Source organism: Thioalkalivibrio sp. ALE22, assembly GCF_000381445.1.
Classification (GTDB): Bacteria; Pseudomonadota; Gammaproteobacteria; order Ectothiorhodospirales; family Ectothiorhodospiraceae; genus Thioalkalivibrio.
In genome coordinates, this window is sequence record NZ_KB906500.1 from 305,527 (window position 1) to 324,801 (window position 19,275).

Sequence of the window (19,275 nt, forward strand, 5' to 3'; positions counted from 1 at the left end):
ATGTACACGCTCGCGTTGGTACCCCAGGTTTTCCGAGACAAGGCGCGGTGCGCAGCCGGTAGTGGTTCTACCGGCAAGGGCCGCAACGCAGGATCGGGAGACCTGGGGTACCAACCCCACAAACGATTGAAAGCGGGGGCTCGGCCGCCCGTTGTTATCGAAAACGGGCGCGAGAACGGCGTTGCGGCTCCCTTGTGCAGAATGACTGCACGGCGGTCACCGCGCCTTGTTCGCACGCAAAAGCGACTCGAGCGCGAACGTGTACATTAACCAGTGTTTCCCTGAGCGAGACCGATCCCATGAGCCCGCAGACTCAATCCCGTTCGCAGACGCACGCCAACGTCGATAGCGCCGAGATCCACAAGTTCACGCACCGCGCCCGCGAGTGGTGGGACCCCAGCGGCCCCTTCGCCACCCTGCATGCGATCAACCCGCTGCGTCTGGAGTGGATCGACGCCCAGGCCGACCTGACCGGCGAGAAGGTGCTGGACGTCGGCTGCGGTGCCGGCATCCTGTCCGAGGCAATGGCGGTGCGCGGCGCGCACGTCACCGCCCTGGACGCCGGTGCCGAACACCTGGAAGTTGCCCGCGAGCACGCCCACGAAGCGGGGCTGGAGATCCACTACCTGCATACCACCGCCGAGGCCCATGCCGAACACCACGCCGGCGACTACGACGTGGTCACCTGCCTGGAGATGCTGGAACACGTGCCCGACCCCGAAGCGGTCATCGATGCGCTCGTGAAGCTTGTGCGTCCCGGCGGCTGGCTGTTTCTGTCCACGATCAACCGCACGCCGCGGGCCTTCGCCGAGGCGATCGTCGGGGCCGAATACCTGCTGAACATGCTGCCCGCCGGCACCCACGAGTACGGCCGCTTCATCCGGCCCTCGGAACTGGGCGCCGCGCTGCGCCGCCATGGGTTCGAGGTCACCGCAATGACCGGGCTGACCTATTCGCCGCTCAGCGGTCGCTACCGCCTGGTGGGGCGCACCGACGTGAACTACCTCATGGCCGCCCGCCGGGGCGACGACACCACCGCATGACGCGCGATCTGGGTTCGCTCCTGTTCGACCTCGACGGGACGCTGCTGGATACCGCGCCGGACATGCATGCGGCGCTGGTCACCCTGATGGCCGAATACGACCGCGCGCCACTCCCTTTCCAGGCGGTGCGCAACCATGTCTCCCACGGCTCGCAGGCCCTCGTCGCGCTCGCCTTCCCCGACGCCGATGCCGCCTTCACGGAGCACCTGAAGAAGCGCTACCTGGAGATCTACGCCCGCGACTTGTGCCAGGCCACCACCCTGTTCCCCGGGCTCGCCGAGCTCCTGGACCGCTGCGAGGCCCGGGGCTGGTCCGTCGGCGTGGTCACCAACAAGCCGGGCTGGCTCACCGATCCACTGCTGGAGGCCCTCGGCCTGCGCTCCCGCATGGCGGCCGTTGTCAGCGGCGATACCCTGCCCCAGCGCAAGCCTGACCCCGAACCCATGTGGCTGGCGGCGCGGCAAACCGGCCTGCCCCCGGAGCGCCACTGCTACTGGGGCGATGCCGAGCGCGACATCGCGGCCGGACGCGCCGCCGGCATGCCCACCCTGATCGCCAACTGGGGCTACATCGACGCGGACCAGCAGCCGGATCAATGGGGCGCCGACGGCGCCCTGGAGCAACCCGACGATTTCTGGGCCTGGTACAACGGCGCCCCCGCCCCGGAGCGCAGCCTTGCCGGCTGATCACGCCCGCCACCCCGCGGGGGCTGATGGTTGATGGAACCCCGGATCCGCCAGGCCTATCGCCACTGCCGTCAGCGTGCCACGGCGCACTACGAGAACTTCCCTGTGGCCTCCTGGTTGCTGCCCGGCCGCCTGCGCGACCCGGTGGCGGCGATCTACTGCTTTGCCCGCGACGCCGACGACCTGGCCGACGAGGACCCGCGCCCGGTCGAAGAACGCCGCCAGGCACTGCTGGCCATGCAGGAACGCGTGCAGGTCCTGGAGGACCCGGCCGCGGAACACGATCCCGAATGGATCGCCCTGGCGGATGCCCGCGCCCGTTTCCACCTGCCGGCGGCACCGTTCTCCGACCTGATCGATGCCTTCCTGCAGGACCTCGACCAGACGCGCTACGCGACCTTTGGCGAGGTGATGGACTACTGCCGGCGTTCGGCCAACCCGGTCGGGCGGCTGCTGCTGCATCTGAACGGGAACCCGACCGAGGAAATGCTGGGCCATTCCGACGCCATCTGCTCGGCCCTGCAACTGATCAACTTCTACCAGGACCTGCAGCAGGACCTGGAGGAGAACAACCGCATCTACCTGCCGCAGGAGGAGATGGACCAGTACGGCGTCACCGAGGCCATGCTCGCGGCCGAAAAGACCACCTTCCAGCTACGCAATCTGATGCAGTTCCAGTACGCCCGCGCCGATCGCCTGCTACGGGCCGGCGCGCCCCTGGGCGGGATGCTGCGCGGGCGCATGGGGCTGGAAATCCGCGCCATCATCAATGGCGGCGCCCGCATCCTCTGGCGCCTGCGCCAGCAGGACGACGTCTTCGCCCGCCCGCGCCTGCGCACCCGCGATGCCTGGATCATCCTGAGCCACAGCCTGCGCCCGCGTCGGCGCCCCCGAGCCCGCTAAACCACCTTGCTGTACCGCGGCTGGCCTTCGGTCGCCAGATAGGCGTCGAATGCCATGGCCACATTGCGCAGGAGCAGGCGACCGCGCGGCAGCACATCCAGCCGGCCCTGTTCGATCCGCACCAAGCCGTCGTCCTGCATACCCTCGAGGCGCCCCAGCGCGTCCGCGAAGACCTCGCCGAACACGATCCCGTGGCGCGCCTCGATCGCGGCAAAGTCGATCCGCGAGTGGCACATCAGTTCGCTGATCACGTCCCGCCGCAGGCGGTCGTCGGCACTCAGCTCCAGCCCCCGAAAGACCGGGAGGCGGCCCGCATCCAGGCGGGCGTAGTAGGCATCCAGCTCGCGCAGGTTCTGGCTGTAGGTCGCGCCGACCTTCCCGATGGCCGTGGGACCCAGCGCCACGAGATCGTACTCCGCACGGGTGGAATAGCCCTGGAAGTTGCGCTGCAGCGTCCCGGCTCGCTGTGCCTCGGCCAGCTCGTCGTCCGGCAAGGCAAAGTGATCCATCCCGATGTAGACGTAGCCCGCCGCGGTCAGCCGCTCGATGGTCGTCTCCAGGATCGCGAGCTTCTCGGCTGCATCGGGCAGGTCCGCCTCGCGGATCTGGCGCTGCGTCTTGAACATCTGTGGCAGATGGGCGTAGTTGTAGATCGCCAGGCGTTCCGGGCGCAGTTCGAGGGCACGCTCCAGGGTGCGGGTGTAGGTCTCCACCGTCTGCAGCGGAAGCCCGTAGATCAGGTCGAAGTTGGTGGACTCGAACCCATGGGCCCGGGCCTGCTCGACGGCGCGCGCGGTGACGTCGAAGGGCTGGATGCGGTTGACCGCCCGCTGCACGTCCGGATCAAAGTCCTGCACGCCGAGGCTGATGCGGTTGAAACCCAGTTCGCCCAGCAGCGGAATCGTCTCGGGTCGCACCGCGCGCGGGTCGATCTCGATGGAGAATTCGCGCGCGGCACTGTCGTCGAGGCGGAAGTGGCGCCCGAGCAATGCCATCACCAGGCGCAGATCCTCGTCCCCGAGATAGGTCGGCGTGCCCCCGCCGAAGTGCAACTGCCCCACCGTGCGCTCCGCATCAAACAGCTCGCCCTGCAGCTCGGCCTCGCGTTCGAGATACGCGAGATAGCGCTGTGCCCGCTGGTAGTTGCCGGTAATGACCTTGTTGCAGGCACAATAGAAGCAGACCGTGTCGCAGAACGGGACATGCACGTACAGCGACAGCGGACGCGCCGGGTCCGCCCCGTTGGTGGCCTGCGCCGCCTCGGCATACGCGCGGTCGTCGAAACCCTCGTGGAACTGGGGTGCCGTGGGATACGACGTGTAGCGAGGTCCGCTCACGTCATAGCGACGCAGGATCTCCGGATCAAATACCAGGCGCTGCTCCATCGGGTCCCCCTCGAGCGTGTACCGCCCATTTACGGCATCGGACCACCACAGGCTACGACCACGACCCGGTAGCGGGCTTGATACAGGTCAACAATCCGCCTTCGGGGGCAATCTCCCGCCTCGCGCACTGCCTGTGCTAGCCTTCCCGTCCCTGTTCGACACCCGCCACGCGAGAGCGCATGTCCCCCGACGAGTATTGCGAGGAGAAGGCCGCACAGAGCGGCTCCAGCTTCTACTACGCCTTTCGCTTTCTGGAGCCCGACCGGCGCCGCGCCATCACAGGGCTGTACGCCTTCTGCCGGGAAGTGGACGACATCGTCGACGAGGTCCGCGAGGAGAGCGTCGCCCGGACCAAGCTGGACTGGTGGCGCCAGGAGATCGAACGCCTGTTCGCGGGCGAACCGCGTCATCCTATCTCCCAGGCACTGCAGCCCCACATCGCCGCCTTCGACCTGGGCCGCGAATATTTCGACGAGATCATCGACGGCATGCAGATGGATCTCGACTACGACAGCTACCCGGATTTCACCACCCTGTCGCTGTACTGCTATCGAGCCGCCAGCGTGGTCGGCATCCTGTCCGCCCACATCTTCGGCTACAGCGACCGGCGCACGCTGAAGTACGCCCACGACCTCGGCATGGCCCTGCAGCTCACCAACATCCTGCGCGACGTCCACGAGGACGCCATGCGCGGCCGCGTCTATATCCCGCTCGACGAGCTGCGCAAGCACGGGGTCAAACCCGAGGAGTTCCAGGTCAACATCACCGACGACCGTCATCGAGCCCTGTTCGCACAACAGGCCGAGCGCGCGCGGCGCTACTACAACAGCGCCGAGGAACACCTCCCCGCTGCCGACCGCTACCCCCAGCGCCCGGGCCTGATCATGGCGGCGATCTACCGCACCCTGCTCGACGAGATCGAGGACGACGGCTTCCGAGTTCTGGAACACCGCGTACGCCTGACCCCGATCCGCAAGCTGTGGATCGCCTGGCGCACCGCCCGGCGCCTGAAACGCGAGCATCGCCGCCGCGCGGCCTGACGCCATGGCCTCCAGCCCTCCCGCGAACCCTGTCGCCGTGGTCGGCGCGGGCTGGGCCGGCCTGACCGCAGCCCTCGCCCTGGCTCGCGCCGGACAGCCCGTACACCTGATCGAGGCCGGCCGGATCCCCGGCGGGCGCGCCCGCAGCCTCGAGCTGGACCACACCCCACTGGACAACGGCCAGCACATCCTCGTGGGGGCCTGCCAGCAGACCCTGGAACAGATCCGCGCGGTAGGTATCGACCCCGACTCGGCCTTTCACGCCGTCCCGTTCGGCCTGCGGATGTTCGACCCCGACCGCCGGCCAGCATCCCCGGCCTTCGCGCTCGAGCCCCGCTCGCCCCGGCTGCCGGCCCTGGCCACGGCCCTCTATCGTTCCCTTCCCGGCCACGCCACCGGCATCCGGCTGCGCGCCCTGATCGGCGCGGCGGCCCTGCTGCACCGTCCCCTGCGACACGACCTGCCGGTACTCGACTGGCTGCAGCGCCGCCACCAGCCGGAAGCCCTGATCGAGCGGCTGTGGGACCCCCTGTGCCTGGCGGTGATGAACACTCCGACCCGCCTGGCCTCCGCGCGGATCTTCCAGAACGTGCTGCGACGGGCCCTGAATCACGGGCCGGAGGCCGCCCGCCTGCTGATCCCTGCGCGGCCCCTGGGCGAGGTGTTCCCCGACGCCGCCATCCGCGAGCTTCGGGCCCGGGGTGCGCGCGTGGACCTTGGCCGCCGCATCACGATGATCCAGCGCGACGCGACACGCCCGGATGCCCCTTATCGACTGCACGATCGCCAGGGCGACACCAGCAACGCCCGCGCGCTGATCCTGGCCACCACGCCCACCGCCACCGCCAGCCTGTTGCCAGCGGACGCTCGATGGGGCGCCACGCATCAGGGGCTCAAGGCCATGGGCGCACGCAGCATCTGCACCGTCTACCTGCGCTACCCGCGGCGGTTGACGGACCGGCCCCCTCTCCAGGGGCTGCTCGGCCAGCATGGCCAGTGGCTGATCCCCCGGCACGTCGCGGGCGCCCCGCACTGGCTGGCTGTTGTGATCTCGGCCGCCGACGACCTCGAACCGTTGACGGCGGATGCCCGATGGCGCACCGTCGCCCGCTCGCTGGTACGGACCTTTCCCGAGCTGGGGGAGCCCGCAGCCGGTCACTGCGTCTGCGAGCGCCGCGCGACGGTGGACGCCCGGGTCGATCTGGATCGGCACCGTCCACCGCCCCGCACGCCCTGGCCCGACTGCTACCTGTCAGGGGATTACCTGACCCACGCACTGCCGTCGACGCTCGAAGCCGCCGTACAATCTGGACTAGAATCGGCGCACCTGTTCCTGGAGGACCATCCTTGACCGACCTCGATATCCCTCGCCTCCTCGCCTACCGTCCCGAACCGGGCGCCTTTGACCAGCGCGTGATCCTCGTCACCGGCGCCGCCGACGGCATCGGCCGGGCAGTCGCCGAGGCCTGCGCCGCCGCCGGCGCCACGGTGGTCCTGCTGGACAAGGACCTGAAGGGCCTGGAGGCGGTCTACGACCGGATCGAACAGGCCGGCCAGCCCCAGCCCGCGATCTACCCGCTGAATCTCGAGGGGGCTACGGTCAAGGATTACGGCGACCTGGCGGAGAACATCCGTGACTCGCTGGGTCGCCTCGACGGCCTGGTGCTGAACGCCGGCTGGGCCGGGGCCCTGATGCCGATGAAGAACTACGACCCGGAGCTGTGGTTCAAGGTCATCAACAGCAACCTGCACGGCCCGTTCTTCCTGACCCAGGCTGTGCTGCCCCTGCTGGAGGCCAGCCCGACCGGAAGCCTGGTGGTCTCCACCCAGAACGCGCGCAAGGCCTTCTGGGGGGCCTTCGGGATGGCCAAGGCAGCGCAGGACGCCCTGATCGACATCCTGTCCCACGAGCATCGCAACGAGCCGCGCTTCATCCACGTCAATGGCGTGGACACCGGTCCCGTGCGCACCCGTTTCCGGGCCGGCCACTATCCGGGTGAGAACGCGGAACTGCTGCCCGAACCCGAGGCGGTGGTGGGCCCCTACCTGTACTTCCTGGACCCCGGCGACCGCACCACCACCGGCCTGAATCTCAGCCTGGAAGGCCAGGTACCGCCGCCCGACGCGTCGGCCTGAGCCACTGCGCCGTCAGGCGCGCGGCCGCTTGCCGGCCGGGCGCCCCTTCTTGCGGAGCTTCCCGGCACCAGCCCGCGGCTTGCCACCGTGGGGCGCCGGCGAACGGCCGCCCGCCTTGCCCGCCGACGCGGCCCCGGCCTTTGGTTTCGCCCCCGGACGGGCCGCGGCCTCCACCCCGTTGTGCTGGGTCTGGAAGGTCTGGCCGCGCTTTTTCAGGGCCTTCCCGCCGCGGGTCATCCGCCCGCCCGTGGATGGGCGCGCCGCGCCCTGCCCCGTCCCGGCCGGCTGCCAGGTCGGCACCAGATGGTGCTTCCCGTTCCCGATCAGATCGGCCCGCCCCATGCGCTGCAGGGCATCGCGCAGCAGCGGCCAGTTGTTCGGGTCGTGGTAGCGCAGAAAGGCCTTGTGCAGGCGGCGGGCGCGGAAGCCCCGGGCGACCGGCACCCGTTCGCTCGCCTTGCGGCGGATGCCACGCAACGGATCCCGGCCCGAGTGCCACATAGCCGTGGCGAGCGCCATCGGGCTGGGCAGGAACGCCTGCACCTGGTCGGCGCGAAAATCATTGCGCTTGAGCCAGAGCGCCAGTTGCAGCATGTCCTGATCGGTGGTCCCCGGGTGCGCGGCAATGAAATACGGGATCAGGTACTGCTCCTTCCCTGCCGCTTTCGAGTATTTCTCGAACATGGCCTTGAACCGGTCATAGGTGCCCATGCCCGGCTTCATCATCCGGGATAATGGGCCCTTTTCCGTATGTTCCGGCGCAATCTTCAGGTAACCACCCACATGGTGGGTGACCAGCTCCTTCACGTACTCCGGGGACTCGATCGCCAGGTCATAGCGCAGCCCCGAGGCGATCAGGATCTTCTTGATCCCCGGTAGCGCGCGCGCCTTGCGGTAGAGACGGATGAGCGGGGCGTGATCGGTATCCAGGTTGCTGCAGATCCCCGGGTACACACAGGACAGCCGCCGGCAGCTCTGCTCGATCTTCGGGTCCTTGCAGGCCAGGCGGTACATGTTGGCCGTCGGCCCGCCCAGGTCCGAGATCACACCGGTGAACCCGTCCACCTTGTCGCGGATCTCCTCGATCTCGCGCAGCACGCTGTCCTCGGAGCGGCTCTGGATGATCCGCCCCTCGTGTTCGGTGATCGAACAGAAGGTACAGCCACCAAAGCACCCGCGCATGATGTTCACCGAGAAGCGGATCATCTCCCAGGCCGGGATGCGGGCATCACCGTATGCCGGGTGCGGGGCACGGGCATAGGGCAGGTCGAACACCGCGTCCATCTCGGGGGTGGAAAGCGGGATCGGCGGCGGGTTGAGCCAGACCTCCTTGTCGCCATGGCGCTGCACGATCGCCCGCGCGTTGCCCGGATTAGTCTCCAGATGCAGCACCCGCGAGGCATGGGCATACAGCACCGCATCCCCCTTCACCTGCTCAAACGCAGGGATGCGGATCACCGTCTGGTCGCGCGGCGTGCCCCGCGGGATCTGCCGCTGAAAGCGCACGACCTTTATGCCCGGCTCGCCCTGTACCGCCGAGCTGTCCTGCCCTTCGGCATCGGCACAGGTTGCGGGCGAGACCATCGCGTAGGGGTCGGGGTTGGCATCCACCGGCCCCGGGGTATCGACCTCGCTGGAGTCCAGTTCGACAAAGCCGGCGGGGACCGCATCCCGCAGGAAGGCCGTGCCCCGCAGATCCGTGATCTCGCGCGGGTGCTCGCCCGCGGCCACGCGATGCGCCAGCTCCACCAGGGCCCGCTCGGCATTGCCGAACAGCAGGATGTCCGCGCGCGAATCCAGCAGCACGGAGCGGCGCACCTTGTCCTGCCAGTAGTCGTAATGCGCGATCCGGCGCAGGCTGGCCTCGATGCCGCCGGCCACCACCGGCACATCCTTGTACGCCTCGCGGGCCCGCTGGGCGTAGACGATCACCGCCCGGTCGGGACGCTTGCCGTGCACGTCTCCCGGGGTGTAGGCGTCGTTGGAGCGCAGCTTCCGCTCCGCGGTGTAGTGGTTGACCATCGAGTCCATGTTCCCGGCGGTCACGCCAAAGAACAGGTTGGGCCGCCCCAGGGCGCGGAAGGGCTCGGCCGACGTCCAGTCCGGCTGCGCGAGAATGCCGACCCGGAACCCCTGCGCCTCCAGCAGCCGCCCGATGATCGCCATACCGAAGCTCGGGTGATCGACGTAGGCGTCGCCGGTGACCAGCACGATGTCACAGCTGTCCCAACCGAGCGCGTCCATCTCCTCGCGCGTGGTCGGCAAGAACGGTGCCGTGCCAAAGCGCTTGGCCCAGTAGGGCTTGCGGGCAAACAGGGTCTCGGGGGCTGCGGACATCACCAGGCTTCTTCCGGCGGGCGCCGGCAACGGGAAATCCGCGCATTACACGCCCCGGGCGCAGCGAGATCAACAGGGCATGCCCACGGGCGGGGCTTCGTCCTTCAGTCCCCGCCGGGTACGCGCCTGGCGTCAGTAGCGTTCAATGAACAGGTCGATGGCCGGGCTCAGCGCCCCGCGCCAGCGCTGCGCGAGGGATTCGTCCCAGCGCGGGTCCACCTCGCGGGCCGTCTCCACCATGCAGTCCAGCCACACCCCGTACAACTCCGGCGCCACCGGCACCCGGCCATGACGGCTGTGCACCTCGGCCATCTTCTCCATGGTCGGCGCCACAAAGCTCTCGCCCTCCGCGTAGCTGATCGCGGTGGAGACCGCCTGCCCCAGGGCCCGCTTCTGCTGCGACCAGTTCGTGGTCGTAAAGGCCTGCGCCACCCGCTCGTCCGCCGCGAGAAAGCGTTCATAGAAGCGGTCCACGAAGTTGCCGGCCCGCCGGCAACGCCCGTAGCTCTGGTGCACATCGGAGTAGCTCATCCAGATCCCCCAGTCGCGAAAATGCGCGAGTGTAACGGGATTGCTCCGGCGGGTGCTGATCCAGATCAAGCCCGGGCCCGCCCAATCGACGGTCAACTGCCTTCGAGCACACCCGCGTACTGGATACCGGCCAGCCGCGCCAGGTCGCGATCGAACGTGGTCAGGTCATTGGGCCCGAAGTCCTCCAGGCTGGCATGCCCGCAGGCCCGCGCCAGCACCTTCATCAACTCCGTGGAGCCCTCCAGAAACCGACCCAGACGTTCCGCTCCTTCCTGCGGATCCAGCCGGGCGCGCAGGGCGGGATCCTGCGTGGCCACGCCGCTGGGGCACTGATTGGTGTGGCACATCCGCGCGCCCACGCAGCCCACCGCCTGAATCGCCGAATTGGCCAGGGCGATACCGTCGGCCCCCAGCGCGAGGGCCTTCACGAAGTCCGCCGGGGTGCGCAAGCCGCCCGTCACCAGCAGCGTCACGCGACCGGAGACCCCGTTCGCGTCCAGGAATCGACGCGCGCGGGCCAGCGCCGGGATGGTCGGAACGCTAATGTGGTCGCGCAGCAGGGCCGGTGCCGCGCCCGTGCCACCTCCGCGGCCGTCGAGGATCAGGTAATCGGCCCCGGCCTCCAGGGCAAACGCCAGGTCCGCCTCGATGTGGTTCGCCGAGAGCTTGAAGCCCACCGGCACGCCGCCGGTCTTCTCGCGCACCGCATCGGCAAACCGACGGAAATCGGCCGGGGTCTGCAGATCCGCGTTCGCCGCGGGCGAATGGGCATCCTGGCCGGCCTCGATCCCGCGCACCCGCGCGATCTCGTCGCTCACCTTGCTCCCCGGCAGGACACCCCCAACACCGGTCTTCGCCGCCTGGCCGGCCTTGAAGTGAAACGCCTGGACCTTGTCCAATACCGCGTCGGAGTAGCCAAACCCGGCGGGACCCAGCTCGAACAGGTAGCGGGAATTCTCCGCCTGCTCCGCATCCAGCATGCCGCCCTCGCCAGAGCAGATGCCCGTCCCTGCGCGCTCGGCCCCGCGCGCCAGGGCGATCTTCGCCTCCCGCGACAACGCGCCAAAGCTCATGTCGGACACCAGCAACGGGATCTTCAGCTCCAGCGGCCGCTTCGCCTCCGGCCCGATCACCAGCGATGTCCCGATCTCGGCCCCCTCGTCCAGCGGCCGCGTGGCCAGTTGTGCCGCCAGCAACTGCATCCCGTCCCAGCTCGGCAGCCGGTCCCGCGGGACCCCCATGGCGACCGTGGTCCCGTGTCGTCCCACACCCTCCAGTCCATCCCGCGCCAGCGCGTGGATCCACTCGACATGCGGCTCCGTCTCACTGTTGCGCGGGCTCGGCGCCCGATCCCCGGGCTCGGCGTCACGTGCTTCGCCCTCGGTGTCAGCATCCGCGGCACTCGCCGGCCCGCCGACTGCATCGGCCTCGAACTGCGCATGGGTCCCGTCACAGTACGGCAGGTTCCCGGACTGCTTGCACTGACACAGGTAGGCCTCGCCATCCTCTTGTGCGGTGAATACCAGAGGCTCGATGCCCGTCCCCTGGTGCGAACCGTCGCAGAACGGCTGATCCTGCGAACGCCCGCAGCGGCAGAAGGCGTACTCCTCGCCCTTTTTCAGCTCCACACCCCGGGGTTCCACTGCGGCGATAATCGGCTCGGCCATCGTATGCTCCTTGCGTTCTGTGATCGTCCCCCAGTGTGACAGCGAAACCGCGACAAATTTCCGAATCCGGCGCGCCGCCGTATGATGGGCGCCTCTCGCTCAAGCACGAGGCCCCTCATGACGACCGCCGACCACCGCCACACCCGCCGCGACTACACCCGCGCGGAACTGCGTCGCAGCGACCTTCAGGCCAACCCGCTCGGCCTGCTCAACGACTGGCTGGAGGCCGCGCGCGAGGCCGGCAACCCCGACCCGACCGCGATGATCCTCGCCACCGCCGATGCCGATGGCCAGCCGTCCGCACGCACGGTGCTCCTGAAGCATGTGGATGCCGACGGGCTTGCCTGGTACACCGACTCGCGCAGCCGCAAGGGCCAGGACCTCAACGAGAACCCGCGCGCCGCGCTCCTGTTCTACTGGCCGGAAACGGAGCGCCAGATCCGCATCGAGGGACCCGTCGCCGCCCTGCCCGCCGATCTCGCCGACGAGTATTTTCATCAGCGTCCACGCGGCAGCCAGCTCGCCGCCGCCGCCTCCACCCAGAGCCACCCGGTCGCGAACCGCGACGAACTGGAGCAGCGCGTACGCGCGCTGGAACAGCAGTATCCGGATGGCGACATCCCGCGCGACCCCGCCTGGATCGGCTATCGCCTGCAACCGGAGCTGTTCGAGTTCTGGCAGGGGCGCGCCAACCGCCTGCACGACCGGTTCCAGTACCACCGCGTCGGGAGCGACTGGGAAATCACCCGCCTGATGCCATAGGCATCCCCGGCGGCCGCTACCGCTCGCCCGGCCGAATCTGCTAGGATTCGCTCCGCCGTGGCGGCTCGACCCCGCCCGGTTCAGCAAATACGGAGAGGTGCCGGAGCGGTCGAACGGGGCGGTCTCGAAAACCGTTGTACTCTCGCGAGTACCGAGGGTTCGAATCCCTCCCTCTCCGCCAGATTCAAGCACAGGGGCCCGAGTGGCCCCTTTTGCATGTATAGCCCCAACGTTCTGGGATTCGAACCCGAGGAATTAGAGAAGATGGTTCGACCGGTGGCGCGCAGCGACACCGGAACGCCGCAGCGCAGCGAAGGCGGCCCGGAGGGCGGCGACCACGTCGCCGTAATCCCTCCCTCTCCGCCAGATCAAAGCAAAGGGGCCCAAGTGGCCCCTTTCGCATGTCTGGCCCCTGAGGTTTCAGGATTCGAACCCGAGGAATCGAAAACGATGGTTCGACTGGCAGCGCGAAGCGATGCCAGAACGTCACCGCAGGTGACGACCCGAAGGGCGAGGCGCACCGCGCCGAGTAATCCCTCCCTCTCCGCCAGATTCAAGCAAGGGGGCCCCAAGTGGCCCCTTTCGCGCGTCTGAATACCCCCAATTACGGCGAGAATCGAAACCGACCATCCGACTGGCAGGCCACGGAAATGCCGGAACGTCGCCCCGGGGAGACACGGCGCACCGGAGTCACGGCAGGCGCCTGTGCCAGCCCCGGACGATCCGGCCTCGGGCCCTCCACGCGCACAAAAAAAGCGGCCCGGTTTCCCGAGGCCGCTTTCCTTTGATCCGAATCTGGTGGGCGGTACTAGGTTCGAACTAGTGACCCCTGCCGTGTGAAGGCAGTGCTCTACCGCTGAGCTAACCGCCCGGAGCGCGGACAAGATTAGGGTTCGCGCGAGCGAACGTCAAGCATTGTGTGCCGTGTTTCCCCACGCGCCCCGGGCCCACAGGGCCGAATCCATCCCTCCCTCTCGTGGCCGCCAGGCCACGCAGCGCGCCTACCGGTTGCCAGCCCGAGCCCCGTACCAGACAATGCCCGACCTCGGAGAGGTGGCAGAGCGGTTGATTGCACCGGTCTTGAAAACCGGCAGGGGTGAAAGCCCCTCGAGGGTTCGACAAGGCGGCGCAGCCGCCGCAGGACGTTGCCGTCAGGCAACGCCCGAAGGGTGAGGCCCGCGGGGCCGAATCCATCCCTCCCTCTCGTGGTCGCCAGGCCACGCAGCCCGCCCACCGGTTGCCAGCCCGAGCCCCGTACCAGACAATGCCCAGCCTCGGAGAGGTGGCAGAGCGGTTGATTGCACCGGTCTTGAAAACCGGCAGGGGTGAAAGCCCCTCGAGGGTTCGAATCCCTCCCTCTCCGCCAGATTCCAGCAAGAAATCCAAATGCTATCTAACGCATGGGCCAACCCCGCCAATCCGGGATTCGAACCCTCGAGATCCAACGCTCGGGTTCGACCGGCGACGCACAGCGACGCCGGAACGCCGCCGCGAGGTGGCGGCCCGAAGGGCGGCGCCCGCGGCACCGTAATCCCTCCCTCTCCGCCATTCCCCCACCCCACTCGCCGCACCCTCCCCGCACCCCACACATAGCCCATCTAACATGTTTCACATAGAACAAGTTAGATAGAAGAAAATGACTGAAGGCACTATAATCGGCGCCGTTTTCCCGCTTGCGCCCGCGAACATCCAGCGGGCCCAGCTCCGGCTGCCAGTTCTGTGACGACGGCCCTGGCACGCCCTGGCCCGGAATGCCTTCCGGCGCCCCAGCCCTGGTTTCGGCCGTCGTCGTTTCTCACGAACTGGCCAAGCGAGTGACCCGATGAATCCGATCCTGCTGCGAGTGTTTCCCTTTCTCGGCTGGCGCCCGACCAAGCAAACCCTCAACGCGGATCTCATCGCCGGGATCTCGGTCGCCCTGGTCCTGATCCCGCAATCCATGGCCTATGCCCAACTGGCGGGGCTCCCGCCGGTCTACGGGCTGTACGCTTCTCTGCTTCCTGTCATGGTGGCGGCCCTGTGGGGCTCTTCGAATCAGCTGGCGACCGGTCCGGTGGCGGTAGTTTCCCTGCTGACAGCCTCGGCACTGATACCGCTGGCGGCCGAAGGCTCTTCCGAATTCATCATGCTCGCCATCGCCCTGGCGTTCATCGTTGGCGTGATCCAGTTGATGCTGGGGCTGTTCAAGCTGGGTGCGCTGGTCAGCTTCATCTCGCACCCGGTGATCGTCGGATTCACGAATGCGGCCGCGATCATCATCGCCCTGTCCCAGGTAAACAAGATTCTGGGCGTGCCGATCGATACCAGCGGCCATTTCATGCTCGGTCTCTGGGGCGTGCTCATGGAACTGGGCAGCGTGCACTGGCCAACCCTTGCGTTCGGGATAGGCGCGATCGCCCTGATGGTCGCGATGAAGCGTTTCACGCCCAAGATCCCCGGCGTGCTGGTCGCGGTGGTCGTGGCGATCGTCGCCAGCTGGGCGATCGGCTACGAACAAAAGGCCGAGACCTCCATCGAGCAGATCGCCCCGGCCGAGGTCCTGACCCTTGCCCAGAACATCGAGCGCGAAAGTGCCCGCCTGGCCGAACTCGACGACCAGATCCGACGCCTGGAGGCCGAACTGCAACAACAGGAAGGCGCCGAGGCCGTCCGCCTGCGCCACGAGGCCGACCAGCTGCGCCTGGAGCGCGAGGAACTGCGCCCAGAACTGGCGACCATGCGCGACGAGATCCGCGACCTCACCCTGCGACGGGTGCCCGGCACCGATGACGAACCCGCCCGCTTCATTGCCGACGAACACCTGACCGACGCTGAGCGCGAGCGCGCCGACCGGGCTGCCTGGCGCATCGAGCGTGTGGGCGACGACACCGTGCACCTGAACGGGGGCGGAGCCGTGGTCGGGAATGTGCCTCAGGGCCTTCCCGGCTTCTCGATTCCGGAGATCAGCTTCGGCACGTTCACGACACTCCTGACCACCGCCTTCGTCATTGCCCTGGTGGGCTTTACCGAGGCCATCGCGATTGCCAAGGCCATGGCGGCCCGGACCGGCCAGCGGCTGGACCCCAGCAAGGAACTGATGGGTCAGGGCCTGGCGAATATCGCGGGTGGCTTCACCCAGGGGTACCCGGTCAGCGGCTCGTTCTCCCGCTCGGCCGTGAACCTTAATTCCGGCGCGAAGACCGGACTCTCGTCGGTCTTCACCGCCGTGATCATTGGCCTGGCGCTGCTGTTCCTGACTCCGTTGATCTATCACCTGCCGCAGGCGGTCCTCGCAGCCATCATCATGATGGCAGTGGCCGGCCTGGTGAACTTCAAGGCGATCAAGCACGCGTGGGTGGCCAACAAGCACGACGGCGCCGCCGCGATCGTGACCTTCATCGCCACGCTCGCCATGGCCCCGAACCTGGACTACGGCATCCTGACCGGTGCCGGCCTGGCCATCGTGCTCTACCTGTACCGCACTATGCAGCCGCGCGTATCGGAGCTGGCCCGCTACGAGGACGGCACCCTGCGCGAGGCCCAGCGCTATGGCCTGGAGACCAATGAGAAGGTCGGCATGATGCGCTTCGACGGCTCGCTCTACTTCGCCAACGTGCCGTACTTTGAAGACGCAGTGCTCGACCTGGTGGCACGGCACCCGCAGGCCAAGTACCTGATCGTGGTCGGCAAGGGCATCAACGAGATCGATGCCTCCGGCGAAGAGGTCATCCATCAGCTGGTGCATCGCCTCAAGGCGCGCGGGATCACGCTGGTATTCGCCGGGGTGAAGGCGCAGGTGATGGAGGTGATGCAGCGCACCGGGCTGGACGAGATCATCGGCGAGGACAACATCTTCAAGTCCACCGATCACGCCGTGAAGACGATCTCCGAAAAGGTCGGCGAACCCATCAAGTAGGGGACGCCAGCGCCCGTTGCCCCACGGCCGGCCGGATCTCCCGGACCGGCTGTGGAAACACTGCAACCGGGCGCGCTTATCGCTACACTGTGGCTTATTCGAATGCATTGAGGAGTTGACCCGTGTCCCGAGACCAGATCGTCCGCTCGAGTCGCAACCCGTCCAGCACTGGCTCCATCAGCGAGACCATCTCCACCAACAAGGTGATCCGGCAGACCTACATGCTGCTGTCGCTCACCCTGGCGTTCAGCGCGGTTACCGCGTTCATCGCCATGGCGGTCAATGCGCCGCCGGTGCACTGGATCATCATGCTGGGCGTGCTGATCGGCGGCCCGTTCGCCATCCACGCCGCGCGCAATTCGGCACTGGGCATCGTCCTGACCTTCGCCTTCACCGGCGTGCTGGGCTTCTTCCTCGGCCCGATCCTGAGCATGTATCTGGGCCTGCCCAACGGCCCGCAGATCGTCGGCAACGCCTTCGCCGCCACGGCCATCGCGTTTGTCACGCTCTCCGGCTACGCCCTCGCCACCAAGAAGGACTTCAGCTTCCTCGGCGGCTTCCTGGTCGTCGGCCTGATCGTGGCCCTGCTGGCCATCGTCGCCAATCTGTTCCTGGCGATCCCGGCGCTCTCGCTGGCCATCTCGGCCGCAGTCGTCCTGCTGCTGTCCGCGGCCATCCTGTTCGACACCAGTCGGATGATTCACGACCCCGAGGCCAACTACATCGTGATGACCGTCTCGCTGTACGCGAACCTCTACGTGATGTTCCTGCACCTGCTGAACCTGTTCCACGCCTTTATGGGTGACAACTAAGGTCCAGCGCCAACCGCAGGAACTCGTTCAAGGGCCCCGCCGCGCGGGGCCCTTTTCGTTGGACACCGCTTACGCAGACTCCCGGGGACTTCGGCCCATGACCCAGCTCCAGCGCGGCGTCTTTCTCGACCTGAACACGGTTGACCGGGACGACCTCGACCTCACCGGGCTACGCGCCTGCCTGCCCGAGTGGACCTTCCACGACCGCACGCGACCCAACCAGTGCGCCGAACGGATCGCGGACGCCGATGTCGTGATCACGAACAAGGTCGAACTGGATGCCGATTTGCTGGCCGCCGCGCCCCGCCTGCGACTGATCTGCGCCGCCGCGACCGGCTTCAACAATATCGACGTGGCCGCCGCCCGCCGACAAGGCATCGTCGTCAGCAACGCGCGCGACTACGCCACAGACTCCGTGGTGCAGCATGTCTTCGCCCTGCTCCTGACGCTGGTCACGCGGCTGGATGACTACCGAGCCGACATCCGCGCCGGACGCTGGAGCGACTCGGATCAGTTCTGCCTCCTCGACCACCCGATCGGCACCCTGGCCGGGATGCGCATCGGGATCATCGGGTGGGGGGTGCTGGGCCGGGCCACCGCCCGTCTTGCCGAGGCCTTCGGCATGGAGGTACGGGTTGCGCAGAGTCACGATCCCGCGCAGCAGACGCACGCGGATCGCCTGCCGCTGGAGCGCCTGCTCGCGGAGTGCGATGTGATCAGCCTGCATTGCCCGCTCACGCCCGCAACGCGCCACCTCATCGACGACGACGCACTGCGCCGAATGCGGCCGGGAAGCATTCTGCTGAACACGGCCCGCGGCGGTCTCGTTGACCCTGAGGCCCTGGCGCGTCACCTGCGCAGCGGTCATCTCGGCGGCGCGGGCATCGACGTCCTGGAACCGGAACCCCCGCCACCGGGTCATCCGCTGCTGGCAGACGACATCCCGCGCCTCGTGCTGACCCCGCATACCGCCTGGGCGGCGCGCAGCGCCCGTCAGGGGGTGATCGACGAAGTCACGCACAACATCCGCAGCTTCGCATGCGGTTCACCGCGCAACGTGGTGGAATGACGCACATGGACACCGACCCCCTGCAACAGCGAATCGAGGACCTGGAGATCCGCCTGGCCCACCAGGAATACACCCAGGAGGAGCAGGCCCGCATCCAGATGGAACTGCAGCAGGCCAATGCCGACCTGCGCCAGCAGGTCCAGTGGCTGCGCGACCGCCTGCGTGAGCTTGAGGAACGCGGGGGCGGGCGCGAAGACGCCGAACCACCCCCGCCGCACTACTGACCCCATGGCGCTGACCGTACGCGCGGCTCCGGGCTACGACAGCGCTGCCGACGCACTGCGCAAGGCCCTCGAGGCGCGCGGCTACCGGCACGGCGGCGCGGCTCGGCTGGTCCTGGAAACGGGCGATCACGGCCTGCAGCTCATCCGCGAGGACGTCCACCCGGCGCTGCGACTGCACCTCGACTTCCCGGCCGGACGCCAGGGCTATCGACTGGCCCATGCCGGCCATCAGCGCGAAGGGCTGATCCGCGCCTTCGGCAAACTCCCGCGCGACGGCCACGTACTGGATGCCTCCGCCGGTCTCGGGCGCGACACCCTGCTGCTGGCCGCGCACGGCTTTCGCGTGACCGCCTGGGAACGTCACCCCGTGGTATATCGTCTGCTCGCCGATGCCCTGGCGCGCGCTGCAACCCACCCGGATCTGGCCCCTGTCATCCAGCGCATTACCCTGCTCGAGGGCGTCGCCGAGCCCACGGCCGTGAGCCCGCCCGCGATGGCCGCGGTCTTCGACCCCATGTTCCCGGAGCGCGCCAAACGCGCCGCGGTCAAGAAGGACATGCAACTGATCCAGGCGCTGATGGCGGATACGGCCGACCCCGACGGCGAACAGACCCTGGCCGCCCTGCGCGGCCACGTGGAACGCCGGGTGATCGTAAAACGCCCGCTGCACGCCCCGGCTCTCGGACCGGACGCCCCACAGGCCAGCGTCAAGGGCAAGAGCGTGCGCTTCGACCTCTATTCGGCCACGGAGCCCGCCGAAGCGACCGCGGCGTCCGGCTGATATC

Annotated in this window: 16 protein-coding genes, 4 tRNA genes and 1 other RNA gene; 16 read left to right on the forward strand and 5 right to left on the reverse strand. The window is 67.9% G+C overall.

Annotation, left to right across the window (positions count from 1 at the left end; all coding sequences use genetic code 11):
- Positions 1-299 precede the first annotated feature (299 nt).
- From ubiG to hpnC, 3 genes are read left to right on the forward strand one after another with little or no spacing between them, the layout of a single operon-like run.
- The gene (gene ubiG, locus F793_RS0103115) at positions 300-1,043 is read left to right on the forward strand and encodes a bifunctional 2-polyprenyl-6-hydroxyphenol methylase/3-demethylubiquinol 3-O-methyltransferase UbiG (protein WP_018882022.1); all 744 of its coding nucleotides are present in this window, start codon (positions 300-302) and stop codon (positions 1,041-1,043) included.
- Positions 1,040-1,729 carry a phosphoglycolate phosphatase gene (gph, locus tag F793_RS0103120; protein ID WP_018882021.1) on the forward strand — a complete coding sequence of 230 codons (690 nt, stop codon included), beginning with the start codon at positions 1,040-1,042 and terminating at the stop codon, positions 1,727-1,729. The genes ubiG and gph overlap by 4 nt, the downstream gene beginning before the upstream one ends.
- A gap of 33 nt (positions 1,730-1,762) precedes the next feature.
- On the forward strand, positions 1,763-2,632 hold the full coding sequence (gene hpnC, locus F793_RS0103125) for a squalene synthase HpnC (protein ID WP_018867008.1): 870 nt from the start codon (positions 1,763-1,765) through the stop codon (positions 2,630-2,632).
- On the opposite strand, the gene hemN is transcribed toward hpnC, so the two are convergent.
- On the reverse strand, positions 2,629-4,017 hold the full coding sequence (gene hemN / locus F793_RS0103130) for an oxygen-independent coproporphyrinogen III oxidase (RefSeq protein ID WP_018882020.1): 1,389 nt from the start codon (positions 4,015-4,017) through the stop codon (positions 2,629-2,631). The genes hpnC and hemN overlap by 4 nt on opposite strands.
- 179 nt (positions 4,018-4,196) lie before the next feature.
- Here hemN and hpnD point away from each other — a divergent pair, with 179 nt between their 5' ends.
- Genes hpnD through F793_RS0103145 form a run of 3 tightly spaced genes read left to right on the forward strand, consistent with a single transcriptional unit; the run spans position 4,197 to position 7,193 of the window.
- Complete coding sequence (hpnD, locus tag F793_RS0103135) at positions 4,197-5,057, forward strand: presqualene diphosphate synthase HpnD (protein WP_018882019.1); 861 nt, start codon at positions 4,197-4,199, stop codon at positions 5,055-5,057.
- A 4-nt stretch (positions 5,058-5,061) separates the two neighbouring features.
- The gene (gene hpnE / locus F793_RS0103140; protein ID WP_026280837.1) at positions 5,062-6,408 is read left to right on the forward strand and encodes a hydroxysqualene dehydroxylase HpnE; all 1,347 of its coding nucleotides are present in this window, start codon (positions 5,062-5,064) and stop codon (positions 6,406-6,408) included.
- On the forward strand, positions 6,405-7,193 hold the full coding sequence (locus F793_RS0103145; RefSeq protein ID WP_018867012.1) for an SDR family NAD(P)-dependent oxidoreductase: 789 nt from the start codon (positions 6,405-6,407) through the stop codon (positions 7,191-7,193). The genes hpnE and F793_RS0103145 overlap by 4 nt, the downstream gene beginning before the upstream one ends.
- A 12-nt stretch (positions 7,194-7,205) precedes the next feature.
- On the opposite strand, the gene F793_RS0103150 is transcribed toward F793_RS0103145, so the two are convergent.
- From F793_RS0103150 to F793_RS0103160, 3 genes are all read right to left on the reverse strand, one after another.
- On the reverse strand, positions 7,206-9,530 hold the full coding sequence (locus F793_RS0103150; protein ID WP_018882017.1) for a YgiQ family radical SAM protein: 2,325 nt from the start codon (positions 9,528-9,530) through the stop codon (positions 7,206-7,208).
- 132 nt (positions 9,531-9,662) lie between these two features.
- On the reverse strand, positions 9,663-10,061 hold the full coding sequence (locus F793_RS0103155) for a globin (protein ID WP_018875608.1): 399 nt from the start codon (positions 10,059-10,061) through the stop codon (positions 9,663-9,665).
- A 92-nt stretch (positions 10,062-10,153) separates the two neighbouring features.
- Positions 10,154-11,728: a glutamate synthase-related protein gene (locus F793_RS0103160; protein WP_018880559.1), complete on the reverse strand. Its 1,575-nt coding sequence runs from the start codon at positions 11,726-11,728 to the stop codon at positions 10,154-10,156.
- A gap of 117 nt (positions 11,729-11,845) precedes the next feature.
- On the opposite strand from F793_RS0103160, the gene pdxH reads away from it, so the two are divergent.
- The 3 genes from pdxH (at position 11,846) to F793_RS13540 (ending at position 13,040) form a co-directional block, all read left to right on the forward strand.
- A complete protein-coding gene (pdxH, locus tag F793_RS0103165) occupies positions 11,846-12,490 on the forward strand; it encodes a pyridoxamine 5'-phosphate oxidase (protein WP_018867016.1) in 645 nt (214 codons plus the stop codon).
- Between the two features lie 91 nt (positions 12,491-12,581).
- Positions 12,582-12,671: transfer RNA gene (locus F793_RS0103170), tRNA-Ser, on the forward strand.
- Between the two features lie 238 nt (positions 12,672-12,909).
- Positions 12,910-13,040, forward strand: a non-coding RNA gene (locus F793_RS13540) — RtT sRNA.
- Positions 13,041-13,286: 246 nt separating this feature from the next.
- On the opposite strand, the gene F793_RS0103175 is transcribed toward F793_RS13540, so the two are convergent.
- Positions 13,287-13,361 (reverse strand) — tRNA-Val (locus F793_RS0103175).
- Positions 13,362-13,537: 176 nt separating this feature from the next.
- On the opposite strand from F793_RS0103175, the gene F793_RS13965 reads away from it, so the two are divergent.
- The 7 genes from F793_RS13965 (at position 13,538) to F793_RS0103205 (ending at position 19,271) form a co-directional block, all read left to right on the forward strand.
- A tRNA-Ser gene (locus tag F793_RS13965) sits at positions 13,538-13,697 on the forward strand.
- 69 nt (positions 13,698-13,766) lie between these two features.
- A tRNA-Ser gene (locus F793_RS0103180) sits at positions 13,767-13,856 on the forward strand.
- A 456-nt stretch (positions 13,857-14,312) separates the two neighbouring features.
- On the forward strand, positions 14,313-16,385 hold the full coding sequence (locus tag F793_RS0103185; protein ID WP_018867017.1) for a SulP family inorganic anion transporter: 2,073 nt from the start codon (positions 14,313-14,315) through the stop codon (positions 16,383-16,385).
- Positions 16,386-16,507: 122 nt separating this feature from the next.
- Positions 16,508-17,197: a Bax inhibitor-1/YccA family protein gene (locus tag F793_RS0103190; protein ID WP_017941768.1), complete on the forward strand. Its 690-nt coding sequence runs from the start codon at positions 16,508-16,510 to the stop codon at positions 17,195-17,197.
- A gap of 97 nt (positions 17,198-17,294) precedes the next feature.
- Positions 17,295-18,266 (forward strand): D-2-hydroxyacid dehydrogenase, encoded by a 972-nt coding sequence (locus tag F793_RS0103195; protein ID WP_018882016.1) that lies wholly within the window; start codon positions 17,295-17,297, stop codon positions 18,264-18,266.
- 5 nt (positions 18,267-18,271) lie between these two features.
- Positions 18,272-18,490: a SlyX family protein gene (locus F793_RS0103200; protein ID WP_018867019.1), complete on the forward strand. Its 219-nt coding sequence runs from the start codon at positions 18,272-18,274 to the stop codon at positions 18,488-18,490.
- A gap of 4 nt (positions 18,491-18,494) precedes the next feature.
- Positions 18,495-19,271 (forward strand): class I SAM-dependent methyltransferase, encoded by a 777-nt coding sequence (locus tag F793_RS0103205; protein ID WP_018882015.1) that lies wholly within the window; start codon positions 18,495-18,497, stop codon positions 19,269-19,271.
- Positions 19,272-19,275 lie beyond the last annotated feature (4 nt).